Annotated in this window: 14 protein-coding genes; 7 read left to right on the forward strand and 7 right to left on the reverse strand. The window is 71.3% G+C overall.

What is annotated here, in order from left to right; translation table 11 throughout:
• The first annotated feature begins 46 nt into the window (after positions 1–46).
• Both OV090_RS49090 and OV090_RS49095 read left to right on the forward strand, forming a co-directional pair.
• A complete protein-coding gene (locus tag OV090_RS49090) occupies positions 47–904 on the forward strand; it encodes a saccharopine dehydrogenase NADP-binding domain-containing protein (protein WP_267712065.1) in 858 nt (285 codons plus the stop codon).
• On the forward strand, positions 889–1,188 hold the full coding sequence (locus OV090_RS49095; RefSeq protein ID WP_267712067.1) for a hypothetical protein: 300 nt from the start codon (positions 889–891) through the stop codon (positions 1,186–1,188). Before OV090_RS49090 ends, OV090_RS49095 begins: the two co-directional genes overlap by 16 nt.
• 215 nt (positions 1,189–1,403) lie before the next feature.
• Here OV090_RS49095 and OV090_RS49100 read toward each other — a convergent pair whose 3' ends face one another.
• Positions 1,404–1,751, reverse strand: coding sequence for a calmodulin (locus OV090_RS49100; protein ID WP_267712069.1), 348 nt, complete (start codon positions 1,749–1,751; stop codon positions 1,404–1,406).
• A gap of 525 nt (positions 1,752–2,276) precedes the next feature.
• On the opposite strand from OV090_RS49100, the gene OV090_RS49105 reads away from it, so the two are divergent.
• The gene (locus OV090_RS49105) at positions 2,277–3,110 is read left to right on the forward strand and encodes a hypothetical protein (protein ID WP_267712070.1); all 834 of its coding nucleotides are present in this window, start codon (positions 2,277–2,279) and stop codon (positions 3,108–3,110) included.
• An 84-nt stretch (positions 3,111–3,194) separates the two neighbouring features.
• Here OV090_RS49105 and OV090_RS49110 read toward each other — a convergent pair whose 3' ends face one another.
• Positions 3,195–4,154, reverse strand: a complete 960-nt coding sequence (locus OV090_RS49110; protein WP_267712072.1) for an NAD(P)H-binding protein — start codon at positions 4,152–4,154, stop codon at positions 3,195–3,197.
• A gap of 77 nt (positions 4,155–4,231) precedes the next feature.
• Between OV090_RS49110 and OV090_RS49115 the strand changes: the two genes are divergently transcribed.
• Positions 4,232–4,750, forward strand: a complete 519-nt coding sequence (locus OV090_RS49115) for a GNAT family N-acetyltransferase (RefSeq protein ID WP_267712074.1) — start codon at positions 4,232–4,234, stop codon at positions 4,748–4,750.
• 145 nt (positions 4,751–4,895) lie between these two features.
• The gene (locus OV090_RS49120; protein WP_267712075.1) at positions 4,896–5,900 is read left to right on the forward strand and encodes an ornithine cyclodeaminase family protein; all 1,005 of its coding nucleotides are present in this window, start codon (positions 4,896–4,898) and stop codon (positions 5,898–5,900) included.
• Positions 5,901–5,904: 4 nt separating this feature from the next.
• Here OV090_RS49120 and OV090_RS49125 read toward each other — a convergent pair whose 3' ends face one another.
• From OV090_RS49125 to OV090_RS49145, 5 genes are read right to left on the reverse strand one after another with little or no spacing between them, the layout of a single operon-like run.
• Positions 5,905–6,549 (reverse strand): Coq4 family protein, encoded by a 645-nt coding sequence (locus tag OV090_RS49125; RefSeq protein ID WP_267712077.1) that lies wholly within the window; start codon positions 6,547–6,549, stop codon positions 5,905–5,907.
• 43 nt (positions 6,550–6,592) lie between these two features.
• Positions 6,593–7,351, reverse strand: coding sequence for a hypothetical protein (locus OV090_RS49130; RefSeq protein ID WP_267712078.1), 759 nt, complete (start codon positions 7,349–7,351; stop codon positions 6,593–6,595).
• Positions 7,352–7,384: 33 nt separating this feature from the next.
• A complete protein-coding gene (locus OV090_RS51430) occupies positions 7,385–8,245 on the reverse strand; it encodes an AAA family ATPase (RefSeq protein ID WP_267712079.1) in 861 nt (286 codons plus the stop codon).
• Complete coding sequence (locus OV090_RS49140; protein ID WP_267712080.1) at positions 8,185–8,502, reverse strand: HD domain-containing protein; 318 nt, start codon at positions 8,500–8,502, stop codon at positions 8,185–8,187. The genes OV090_RS51430 and OV090_RS49140 overlap by 61 nt, the downstream gene beginning before the upstream one ends.
• 31 nt (positions 8,503–8,533) lie before the next feature.
• Positions 8,534–9,328, reverse strand: coding sequence for an RNA ligase family protein (locus OV090_RS49145; protein ID WP_267712081.1), 795 nt, complete (start codon positions 9,326–9,328; stop codon positions 8,534–8,536).
• 378 nt (positions 9,329–9,706) lie between these two features.
• On the opposite strand from OV090_RS49145, the gene OV090_RS49150 reads away from it, so the two are divergent.
• On the forward strand, positions 9,707–10,270 hold the full coding sequence (locus tag OV090_RS49150; protein ID WP_267712082.1) for a hypothetical protein: 564 nt from the start codon (positions 9,707–9,709) through the stop codon (positions 10,268–10,270).
• Between the two features lie 559 nt (positions 10,271–10,829).
• Positions 10,830–12,645: DUF4215 domain-containing protein (locus OV090_RS49155; RefSeq protein WP_267712083.1), on the forward strand; the 1,816-nt coding region annotated here is incomplete at its 3' end.

A 12,645-nucleotide genomic window follows, 5' to 3' on the forward strand; every position in this document is an offset into this window, starting at 1 on the left:
GAGTGTATCGCCAGGTCTCGCGCGAGAAACAAGGTATCCTCGCGCGGTGACGCCGCCCGCTGCATCCGCGAGAGATTGGGACATCACCGTGTTCGGAGCCACCGGCTTCGTCGGCCGACTGTGCGCCGCCTACCTCGCGGCTCATGCCCCGCCGGAGGTCCGCATCGCAGTCGCCGGACGCTCGCGCGACAAGCTCGCGGCGGTCGCGGCGGAGCTCGGTCGTGAGGTCGGCATCATCGTCGCCGACACCGGCGACGACGCCGCGCTCGCGCGCATGGCCGCCAGCACGCGCGTGGTGCTCACCACCGTCGGCCCCTACGTGCGCTACGGCGAGCCCGTGGTGCGCGCGTGCGTCGAGCAGGGTGCCGACTACCTCGACCTCACCGGCGAGCCTGCCTTCGTCGACCGCATCATCGCCCTGCACGACGAGGCCGCGCGGGCCCGCGGCGTGCTGGTGCTGCCGTGTTGCGGCTTCGACAGCATCCCGACCGACCTGGGCGTCCTGTGGACCACGCGCGCTCTCCCGCGCGACCGCCCGCTGACGATCGCCGGTTACCTCGAGGGCCGCGGGAAATTCTCCGGCGGCACGCTCGCCTCCGCGCTCGGCGTGCTGACGTCGCCCCCGCCCCCGCGCAAGCCGCGGAGCGAGTCCGGCGCCGGTCGCAAGCGGCCCGCGATCCACTACCAGCGCGAGCTCGGTCGCTGGGGGTTGCCGCTGCCGACCATCGACCCGGTGATCGCGCGCGCTCGGCCCGGCTGCGCGGCGACTACGGGCCCGAGTTCAGCTACGCGCACTACATCGCGCTGCCGCGGATCTACCACGTCGGCCTGGCGCTCGCGGGCGTCGGGGCGCTGGTCGGCGCGGCCAAGATCGGCCCGCTGCGGCGCATGCTCACCCGCATGAACCCGCCGGGCAGCGGACCGAGCCCCGAGGTCCGCGCGAGGAGCTGGTTCAAGGTCACCTTCGTCGGCCGCGCCGGCGACGATCCGCCGGTGATCGCCGAGGTCTCCGGCGGCGACCCGGGCTACGACGAGACGGCGAAGATGGCCGGCGAGACCGCGCTCTGCCTCGTGTTACAACGGGACATGTGCAAAAGTACAGGTGGCGTGTCGACCACCGCGGCCGCCTGCGGCGAGCTGCTGATCGAGCGCCTGCAGGCCGCGGGGCTGCGCTTCGCCGTGCGCTGAGCGGCGCGGGAGCGGCCCCGAAGGGCGGACAATCGCTCCTGCGCAGTACAATGTGCGCAGGACCGGTCGCCCGCGCAATGACGAATCATCGCGGGCGACCGGCCTCGACGCGCCGACGCAGTCACGCCAATCGCCAGTCCCCGCCGACCGAGGATCGGCCCGGGACAGCGCGGCGAATGCACTCACCGGCGAGAGGTGGCGCAGAGGCAGCCGGCTCAGCCAGGCTTGACCTCGTCGACCAGGCGCGAGGACCACGGGCACCAGTGACCGCCGGGCAGGAAGGCGCCGCCGGCCTCGTCGAGGTGATCCTCGACGTATTGCATGCCCGCGTCGCACACCTCGATCGCCACGTCGAAGAAATCGATGGTGTTCGGGTCGAGGTGGAACGACCAACCCGGGTTGTACGGCTGCGCCCGCTTGATGATGCGCCCGTGGATGTGGATCCGCTGGGTCTCCTCGCCATTGAGGATCTTGCGCGCATGCGCAATCTTGGCATCGTCCCTGAGCTCGATCACGAAGCGCGGATAGCCATTGGTGTCGGTGAAGCGAAAGTAGGCTGCCATGGTGCTGCTTTCCCGTGTCCGCGGCCCACGCAATCGTGCTCCGCCGGCGACGGCCGCAAGGCCGCCGGCAGAATCGCGGCACGAAGGTGACAGACCTAGAGCCGCGGCGCAAGGCACATTTCCGCGAACGTCGATCCTTCGTCGTCTTCGATCGTCGCCGACAAATTCGCGACAATTTGGTGCGAGAGCGGATAGCGATGGTAGCCGACGAGCCACGTGGGCGATATCGCCCAGAATGGCAATAACGGCCAATCGCACGTACGAGCGCGACGCGGGTAAAAATGATTTGGAATACGCCGATCCGCTGCGAGGAAATGGCGAATCGCGCGATGTGTGTCCAAAGGCGACCGAGCCGCGATCGACGCCAAGCACGAGCTCGCTTCGGCGACGCGCTCGAGGTCGACGTACCTCGCCCGTCTTCGCCGTCACAAGGCCGAGTCCGCCGGGGGCGCGGATCTGCGCTTGCGTGCGGCGAGGCGGGTGTCAAGGTCAGCGCGTCGCGCCGGGCGCGACCTGCGAGGACACATGCACGGACGTGCCGCCATCCTGCTCTCGGTGCTGACCGCCTGCGACGCGGACGAGCCAGCGCCCGCCGCCGCGGCGCCGAAGCAGGCCGAGGCCGTGTCCACGACCCCGCCGGCGCCGAACGGGCAGCCGCGCGTGCTGGCGGAGCTCGACCTGGGCGGCGGACATACAGTGGTGTTCGAGGAGCTCGAGCCGGGGCTCATCAGCGTGGTCGAGCGCGGCCGCGTCGACCACCCGCAGCAGGCAGTGACGCCCGAGCTGATGCGCGAGGGCGCGGCCGAGGTGTGGTCGAGGCTGGCGCCCGGCCGCGAGCCGCCGCCCGCGCTGGCCGCTGCGCTCGACCGCCAGGCCGAACGCGAGGTCGACGAGGTGTCGGCGTCGCCGAAGCCAGTCGCACCGCCGACGCTGCCGGCAGCGACTGTGTCGCCGACCCGCGACGACTGGGAGCAGCAGTGGTTCAAGGCCACGTTCTGCACCCGCCCCGAGCGCAGCCATTGCACGCAGGGCTGGGAGTGGGCCGAATCGACGTCGGACGTGAACTCCGGCGAATACGAGGCGGTCGCGATGCAGGGCCGCGAGGGCAAGCAGGACGCGACGTTCACCACCGACTGGTGGAAGTGCCGGCGCACCTGCGAATTTTTTGATTGCGACCTCGAGTGCTGGTGGGAGCGCGGCTCGACCGACACGATCAAGCCGGGCACGTGGGTCGGCCGCCACTACGACAACGACCCGGGCCTCAAGCTCACCGGCGGCACCACGTACAAGGCGGAGATTACGGGGGCAACCGGGGCGCTCGTCAGCCTGCACACGAAGTGGGAGCCCTGGCACGAGTGAGGGAATACGATTGCTGGTGCCACGATTGTGAAGCAATACGGGCGCTTCGAAAGGTGTGATGATTCGGTCGCGCGTCGACCGTGATCAATGCGCAGCGAGCACGCGCTCGACCACACCCCACGGGCCGCGCACCGGGACGCCCTCGCGCTCCTCGGCCGCGAGCGCGCGCCGGGCCGCCTCGGCGAACGACAGCCGGGCGCGGTGATCGATCGACGTCCAGAAGCGGTCGCTCTGCGCCAGCAGGTCGTGCGTCAGGCCGACGACGATGTTGCGCGCCACCGACCAGTCGGCGCGGGTGACGAAGCGGACCCACAGCGACGACAGGTGCGGGGTGAGCAGCGGGACGTCGAGCGAGCGCGGCCGCCGGAGGCCCATCACCCGGGCCGTCTCCGCGAGGATCTGCTTGCCCGTGAGCACGTCGGGGCCGGGGATGTCGAACCACGCGCTGCCGGCCTGCTCGAGCTCCAGCGCCCGCACCAGCGCGACCACGACGTCGTCGATCGCCACCGGCTCGGTCTGCGAGCGGAGCCAGCGCGGCAGCACCATCACCGGCAGGCGCGCGGCGAGGTCGCGGACGACCAGCCAGCTCAGGCTGCCGTGACCGACGATCATGCTGGCGCGCAGCTCGATCGCCGACACCCGACCGGCGCGCAGCGCCTCGCCGACCTCGAGCCGGCTCTGCAAATGCTCGGACGCGCGGCCGCGCGGCGCGACGCCGCCGAGGTAGACGATTCGCCGCATCGACGGGACGGCCGCGGCCGCGGCGGCGAAGGTCCGCGCCGCCTCGACCTCGCGGCGGCGAAAGTCGGAGCCCTCGCCGATCGCGTGGACCAGGTACAGAGCGGCGTCACAGTCGGCCAGCGCGCGGGCGCAGACGGCAGGATCGCCGACGTCGCCCTCCACCCACTCGACGTCGGGCCAGCGAGCGCGCGGGCGGCGAGCATCACGGCTGAGGCCGCGGACCTGCCAGCCCGCGCGCAGCAGGGCAGGCCGGACCGAGCGGCCGACGAACCCGGTGGCGCCGGTGAGGAGGACCCGCGGCATCGTCCGATGCATAGCACGCACCCGCCGACGCGCCCGGCGGACAGCGAGCTCGTGCCGGGCCGTGATAGGGTGCGGAGGTGACGAACGCGAGCCGATCGCTGCCGGGGCCGAGCGAGCGGCTGCAGTTCCGCTGGTGGACGCCCGACGACCTCGAGCTGGCGCGCGGGCTGTGGGGCGATCCGCAGGTGACGGCCAGGATCGCCGGCGAGCCGTTCACGCCGACGGAGATCGCCGCGCGCCTGTCCCTCGAGATCGATCAGGGCCAGGCGCGCGGGGTGCAGTACTGGCCGGTGTTCCTCCGCGACGACGGGTCACACGTCGGCTGTTGCGGGCTCAGGCCGCACACCCCACAGGTCTACGAGCTCGGCTTTCACCTCCGCAGCGCGTTCTGGGGCCGCGGCCTGGCCGGCGAGGCCGCGGCCGCCGCCGTCGCCTTCGCGCTCGGCCCGCTCGCCGCGCGCGGCCTGTTCGCCGGCCATCACCCCGACAACGCCGCGTCGCGCCGGGTGCTGCTGCGATTGGGCTTTCGTCACACCCACGACGAATTGTATCCACCGACGGGGGCCCTGCATCCGTCGTATCGGCGGGACCCCTGATACGATTGCCGACGTCGGCGAATCATCGGGCCAGCTGTCACGATCGCGTGGGGCGGATCCGCACTTTCTCGCTCGCGCGGGCCCGCGCTCGCGCGCACGTGCGTGCTTGTGCCCGCCGCCCCCTCGTGCGACCGTCGCCCGGCCGATGACCACGGTGATTCTGACGCAACGCGAGATCCGCCAGCTGCTGCCGATGGCGGAATGTGTCGAGCAGATGGCCGAGGTGTTGACTGCGCTGGCGCGCGACGAGGCGACGAGCCCGCTGCGCTGGGGCATGCGGCTCGCGGGCGGGGCGATCCTCGGCATGATGCCGGCGGCGCTGCACTCGCGGCGGGCGCTCGGGCTCAAGATCGTCGCAGTGTTCCCGCGCAATCACGGCACTCCGTTCGATTCGCATCAGGGCCTGGTGACCCTGTTCGACGCCGAGACCGGCGCGCCGCGGGCGATCCTCGACGCCACCGAGGTCACTGCGATCCGCACCGCCGCGGTCTCGGCGGTGGCGACGCGCGCGCTGGCCCGCGAGGGGGCCGACGACCTGGCGATCCTCGGCGCCGGCACGCAGGCGTGGACGCACGTCGAGGCGATGCTGTGCGTGCGGCCGATCCGCCGCGTGCGAGTGTTCAGCGCCACGCAGGCCAACCGCGAGGCGTTCGCCCGCCAGGCCGAGCAGCGCTTCGCCGTCGAGGTGCGCGCGGTCGACTCGGCGCGCGCGGCGGTCGAGGGCGCGTCGATCGTCTGCACCACGACCTCCTCGCGCGAGCCGGTGCTGCTCGGCGAGTGGCTGGCCCCGGGGACCCACGTGAACGCCGTCGGCGCCTGCGTGCCCGCGGCGCGCGAGCTCGACGCGCGCGCGGTGGCTCGCGCGCGGCTGTACGTCGACCGCTGCGAGTCGGCGCTGGCCGAGTCCGGTGATTTTCTGCTGGCGCGCGCAGAGGGGACCGTCGACGACGCGCACATCCTCGGCGAGCTCGGCGAGCTGCTGTGCGGCGAGTGCGAAGGCCGGCGATCGGCGGCCGACATCACGCTGTTCAAGTCGCTCGGCCTCGGGGTCGAGGACGTGGCCGTCGCGCACTACCTGCACGGCCGCGCGCTGGCCACCGGCGTCGGCGTGCAGGTCGAGCTCGGCGGTCGCCGACGCCTCGGCGATTGAGCGCTCAGGCAGTCACCGGCAGGCCGAGGCGGCGCTGCACCGCGCCGAGTTCGTCCGCCAGCCAGTCCTCGAGCGGCTCGGCCACCAGGATCGGCGCGCGACGGGCGAGCTCGCGGCCGAGCTGCATGTCGTGGCGGATCTGCCGGAACTCGTGCGGGCGCAGCAGCGGCGCCACGATCGCCAGCAGCGCGAGGAACGGCTTGCCGGCGGCGAAGTAGCGCTGCTCCATGATGAACGCGGTGATCCGCAGCTCGCCCGGGAGCGAGGTGTCGCAGCCGAGCAGCACGTGGAACATGTCGTGCAAACAAATGTAGCGGGCGATCGCGGCGTTGCGCCGCAGCGCGTCGTCGGCGAAGGCGTCGCTGATGGTGGCGGGCACGATGGCGTTGGCGGCGCAGAAATCGGCGTAGGCCCGCCCGAACGTGCCCGGTGGCGAGCGGCGCAGCGCCGCGTGGTCGAGGCGCGGGCGCAGGCGGTCGCAATCGCTGCGCCCGCACAGGGCCTCGACCCGCGCACGGATCTCGTCACGCATGCGCGCGCCGAGGAGGTCGCTCTGCAGCACCGCAGCGTCGCCGATCCGCGCCGGATCGGCGCGCAGCGCCCGGAGCTGCCGGACGCGCGCCCACCATGAAGGCTTCTCGGTCGCCATGACGAAGCGCAGCATAGCGCCGTCGCACCGCGACCTGACGGGCCTACGGCCGCGGCGTCCACACGAGGTGCTTGGTCGCGAGGTTGGTCGAGGTGGCGACCGAGCCGAGGAGCTTGCGCAGGGCCTCCGGCGACGGGCCGCCCAGGTTGAACGGGATCACGCTCGGTGTGGGCCAGGCCGGGCTGCGATAGCTGGAAAACGCCACTGACCCGTCGTCGAACAGCAAGCACAGCGAACCGCCCGGGACGGGCGCGCGGAACCCTAGCTCTGCGAGCAGCGGAGCGAGCGCCGCGAGTGCATCTTCTCCGTCCTCCGCGAGGAAGGCGCCTTCACATCGGAAGGGCATGGGCCGCAGGCGGTGGTTCTTGAACACGGCCGAGGCGACGAGCTCCCGCAAGGTCTCGAACTCCGGCGCGAAGTCGGCCTCCTCCGGTCCCGCGACGAACACCGGGGCGTCTTCCTTCGTCGGATGGGCCAGGTCGTAGTAGCGACGCTGCGGCTGCTCCTCCGCGGTGTCGTCGGCGATACACATCATCCCCTCGTGGTGCGGGAACACATTACGCGCGTGTCCCTCGATGATGCAGCGGGCCGAGAAATCGAGCGAGCCGTAGCCGATCGAGTCCCAGCCCTCCCCCAGCCGGAGCAGGAGCCAGCGATAACACCGGGGCAGCTCGCCTCCCGCGATCTGCTCGATGGCCGCGATGTCGTGCTCGGACGCGCCGCGCCACCGTGAGCCCATGTCGGGGACCCACCGTGACAGTAGCGCCTCGAGCTCGGGTTCGAGGTCGGACGGGTCTATCACCATAGTGTCTCCGCGCCGCGACCTGTCCGGTCGTCAATCGCCTTGCAGGATCCACTCCACCTGATGCGCCTCGGTCAGGTCGGGCGGCTCCCAGCGCGCCAGCATGCGCTCGATCGCCGCCAGCGGGACCTGGGCCTCGCGTTCGCGGTTCTGACGCAGCACCCGGCGGTACGGCGTGTCGAGGAACACGATCCGCACGCGGGCCCCGTAGTCGGCGCACAGGTCGATGAGGCGCCCGCGCATCTCCCGGCTCAGGTTGGTCGCGTTCCACACGAACGACTGGCTGCGGCGCAGGTGCTCGCGGGCCTGCTCGCGGGCCGCCTGGATCACCGCGTGTTGCGGGCCAGTGTGCGACAGATCGAGCTCCTCGCGCAGGGCGTCGAGCGACACCACCGGCAGGTCGAGGTTGTGCTCGATCCAGTGGTCCTTGCCGCTGCCGGGCAGGCCCGACATCAGCACCACCTCGCAGCGCGTGTCGTCGTGGACCGCGAATCGCGGGTCGCGGTCGTCGCTGCGGAAGTACACGAATCGCGTGTGTGCGCTCGGGAACGTCCACGGGCGGTCGAGGCACTCGTGCTCGGCGCAGAAGTCGACGAACAGGTCGATGTTGTCGAGCAGCCGCTGCGGGTCGCGGCAGATCCGTCCGAGCGCGTCGGCGCGGGTGAGCAGGGCCAGGTGGTCGCAGCGGACCGTCTGGCTGATCTGCGCCGCGCGGCGGCGGGCGTCGTCCTGGTCGATGAGGAAGAACGGGATCTGGTGCGTCCGCACCAGCGCGGCGATCCGCTCGCGCACGGCCGGGTCGACGCCCATCTTCCACAGCATCGAGCGGACCATCAGCGCCCCGCGCGGCGAGTGACCGGGCTGGCGGATCCGCCCGTCCTCGATGCGGTGCACACCGGCTTGGCGATGTCGTGCAGCAGGGCCGACGCGAACACCACCTCGCGGTCGGCGGGCGCCAGCGCCTGCCAGCCGGGCAGGTCGACCAGCGCCTCGCACACCATCTTGGTGTGGGTCCAGACGTCGCCCTCGGCGTGGTGCTCCGGGTCTTGCGGGCACGCGGCCATCGGCGCGACCCACGGCTCGAAAAAGCTGTCCCAAGGGACAGCCTTCGAGTTCGCCGGATCGGCGGGGCAGGGGTAGGGGAGCAGCATGGCGGTGTCCTCCGTCGGCGCGTCGTGGGCCTCACGCGGGGGCCCACAGGTCGACGCCGTCGGCGAGTTGGTTCGGGACGATCGGGCGGTCGAGCCAGTGGCTGCCGCTGTCGAGGATCGCGTTGAGGAAGCTGGCGCGGACCCACTTGAGGCGGGCGGTGACGCGGCCCTCCTCCTCGACCTTGATGTAGAGGCCTTCCATGTCGTCGAAGCCGTCGGTCTCGGCGACGACCTGGGCCGGCGCCACGCCCGAGGCCTCGCCGGCGGCGACCAGTCGGTCGCGCCATTGCGGGGTCTTGAAGCGCGACGGGCCGACGTGGCGGGTGATGTCGGTCAGCCGCTCGGGGTGGCCTTCCCACAGCACCTCGACCGAGACCACCGGCAGGCCGTGCAGCATCTCGCGGCGGCGCGCGGTCGACAGGAACTCGCCGGTCTCGCGGTCGAGGATGTCGAACTCCATGAAGTAGTGGGGCAGGGCGTCGTAGAAGCAGGTGTGCTTGGCGTACATCCATTCGCCGTACATCACGTAGCGCTCGCCGAGGGCCAGGTAGAGGTCGTCGGCGTGGGTGTTGGCCCAGCGCTTGAGCAGGTCGAAGTGGCGCTCGCGGCCGCCGCCGGTCAGGTAATGGCCGCGGCTCTGCAGCAGCAATTGGCCCGACCCGTCGAAGCTGATGCCGGCGTTGCCGCCGTCCATCTTCTCCTCGACGACCACGAAGCGGCCGCGGACGTCGCGGAACGGCACGGCGTCGAGGTCGTGGTCCCCGTGCTGGAAGCGCGAGCCCTCGAGGTGCTGCGTGCGCGGATACTTTAAAATGGGCGGTGTCATGACGGACGCTCCTTCGCGCCGACGGCCGCTCCCGCGAGGCCCCCCGGGCCGCTCGCCTGTCGCGTCGCCGGCCTCGCGGCCCGGAGCGGGCGCGGAGCATTCGACGCAGGCCACGAATGGCGACTGCCGGGGACGGGGGAGCGCGCAGGCGCTCAACGGGCCGAAACGGGCATGAGGCGTGACCTCTAGGCGGGCGCGCAAGATGCCTCAACTCGCGGCGCGCGTCAAGCGACCGTGAACCCGAGCGAGAGCGCCCGTGGATACAACATACCTTTTTTAGAAAACAACATGTCCTCATGAACATGTGCCTTGAAACGAAAATGCTCGCACCGCCCTCCGGGGTGCGCGACCTGTGAAGTCCGGCTACGCTGCGGACCTGTGCTACCGCCCACGGCAGAAGACGTTCGCGTCGCGCTGGAGGAGCTGCGCACTGCCGACCGGATCTTGCTCTCGGTGGAGGGCACGACGCAGTTTCTGAGGCGCCAGCAAGGCTTCGACTTGCTCGGGCTGCCGACGGCCGACGGGCTGTTCGGCGACCAGACCCGCAGCGACAACGCCCACGCCAGCGAGGAGCTGCTGGCGGCCCAGCAGGCCATGAACCGCGCGGCTCGCCGCCTCGGCCTCGACGTCGACTGCGACCCCGAGACCTTGAAGCAGTGGGGTCGGCTCGACGACATCTTCGATCACGTGTGGACCGACTTCCTCGCGCTTGGCCGGGCCGAGCACAACCTGGCGATCGCCAGCCGGGTCCGCAGCCGCGTGCGCGCCCTGTTCGCTCGCGTGTGCGCCCAGCACCCGCACGCCGCCGCCACCGTCGCCCTGCTCGCCGACGACAGCGACGGCGAGGGCGACGTCGACCTGCGCCCGGGCATCGATCGGCTCAAGCTCGCGGTCGGGATCGCGCTCGGCGTCGCCGGTGTCGCGCTCGCCGTCCTGCTGTGATGGCCGCATGATTCGCCGCGCGCGCCGAGTGTGCTCGCGGTCACCGCGTCGCGGTTTTCGCACGCGGGTGCGGCGTCGATCCAGGAGCAGCCCCTGTCGCATTTGACAGAGACAGTCGCCGGTCACTGTCGCCATCACCGCGTCGCTCGAGCACCGGCGCGAGCGGCCGGGCGTGAAGCGCCGGCTTTGCTCTCGAGGGTCGAGCGCAAGTCGACCGGTGCGGCGGGCAGGCGCAGCGCAGCCGGATGGAGACGCATTATCAAGGCTGCCGAGGCGCGCAGCGGCGGTCGCTCCCGCCGACCTCATCGGGTGCTCGCGAGCCACGGGTGGCCGCCGCGCGCAGGTCCTGGGCGAGCCGTTCGCCGTCGGCGGGGCTGACCCGATCCTCCAGGGCCACCTCGCCTCGCGGAGCGCCGCGGTCGTTCGTCATCGCTTGCTGGATCTGCCTCCGGCTCCTGTCCCCCTGACCCGTTCCGCGTGCGCCGATGCACCCGGACCGGTCCGCCTCGCGCAGGAGAGGGCAGTTGCCTGGCGACGAACCAGTCGGTAGCGTCGCTCAATGCGTTTTCAGACCTCTCTGTGTACGACCTACGCCTTGATCTCGGCGCTCATGGTGGTCCCCGCCTGCGCCGACGACACGAGCACGACCAGCGCCCAGCCCGATACGGAGTCGAGCGGCACCGATACGACCACCGCCGGCTCGACCACCGCGCCGTCTACCGACACGACGCCGACGACGACCATGAATGTGCCGACCACCGGCATCGGCATGACCGACAGCTCCACGACGGCCGGGACGATCACGACCTCGACCACCGAGCCGAGCACGGCCACCGACGGCACGCAGACCGGGCCCGATACCACCACCGAGACCGGCACCGAGTCGACCACGACGACCACCACGGCCACCACGACCACCGATACCGACACCGACACCGGCCCCGGCACGACGACTCTCAGGGTCGACCCTGTGTGCGGCAACGGCGTGCTCGAGGGCGGCGAGTCCTGCGACGACGGCGCCGAAAACGGCCCCGGCAAGGCGTGCAAGGCCGACTGTACGCTCAACGCGTGCGGCGACGGCGACCAGGGTCCGGGCGAGGAGTGTGACGCGGGCGACCAGAACGGCCAGCCCGATAGCAACTGCACCGCCATGTGCGTGCTCAACGTGTGCGGCGACGGCATCCTCGGCCCCGACGAGGGCTGCGACGACGGCGCGAACAACGGCGACAACAACACCTGCACCTCGATGTGCGAGCCGAACGTGTGCGGCGACGGCCTGGTCGGCCCCGGCGAGGCCTGCGACGACGGCAACGCGGTCGACAACGACGAGTGCAGCAACGACTGCGCGCTGGCGACCTGCGGCGACGGCAAGGTCGCGGCCCAGGAGCAGTGCGACGACGGCAACAACGTCAACACCGACGCCTGCACCAACTCGTGCACGCAGGCGGCCTGCGGCGACGGCTTCGTCCAGGACAGCAACCTCGAGGAGTGCGACGCCGCCGAGCTGAACTCCGACCAGAGCGACTGCACCGTCAGCTGCAAGCTCAACGTGTGCGGCGACGGCCTGCCCAACACGAACGGCCAGATGCCCGAGCAGTGCGACCTCGGCGCGGGCAACGGGCCCGGCCAGGCGTGCAACGGCGAGTGCGAGCTCAACGTCTGCGGTGACGGCGACAAGGGCCCCGGCGAGGAGTGCGACGACGCCAACACCGTCGGCGACGACGGCTGCAGCGCCACCTGCTTGCTCGAGTTCTGCGGCAACGGCATCGAGGAGGGCGCCGAGCAGTGCGACGACGGCAAGAACGGCGACCAGGACGACGGCTGCACCGACCAGTGTCTGGTCCCGTTCTGCGGCGACGGCCTCGAGCAGCCGAGCATCGGCGAGCAGTGCGACCTCGCGGCGCAGAACAACGACACCGGCGCGTGCACTCTCAACTGCAAGGACGCCAAGTGCGGCGACGGCCTGATCTGGGCCGGCCAGGAGCAGTGTGACGACGGCGCCAACAACGGCAACACCAAGGCGTGCAAGGCCAACTGCACCGCGCAGGTCTGCGGCGACGGCTTCGTCGGCCCCGGCGAGGCGTGCGACGACGGCAACCAGAGCAACGAGGACAGCTGCACCAACGCGTGCAAGCTGGCGACCTGCGGCGACGGCATCAAGCAGCTGAACGAGCAGTGCGACCTCGGGGTCAACAACAACAACAACGGCGCCTGCACCCTGGCCTGCTTGCTGCCCAAGTGCGGCGACGGCTTCGTCCAGGCCGGCGAGCAGTGCGACGACGGCAACGGCAGCAACGGCGACGCCTGCCTCGGCACCTGCAAGACCGCCAAGTGCGGCGACGGTGCGGTGTGGGTCGGCAACGAGGACTGCGACG

It is taken from the genome of Nannocystis sp. RBIL2 (assembly GCF_026626745.1).
In the GTDB taxonomy this organism is placed as follows: domain Bacteria; phylum Myxococcota_A; class Polyangia; order Nannocystales; family Nannocystaceae; genus Nannocystis.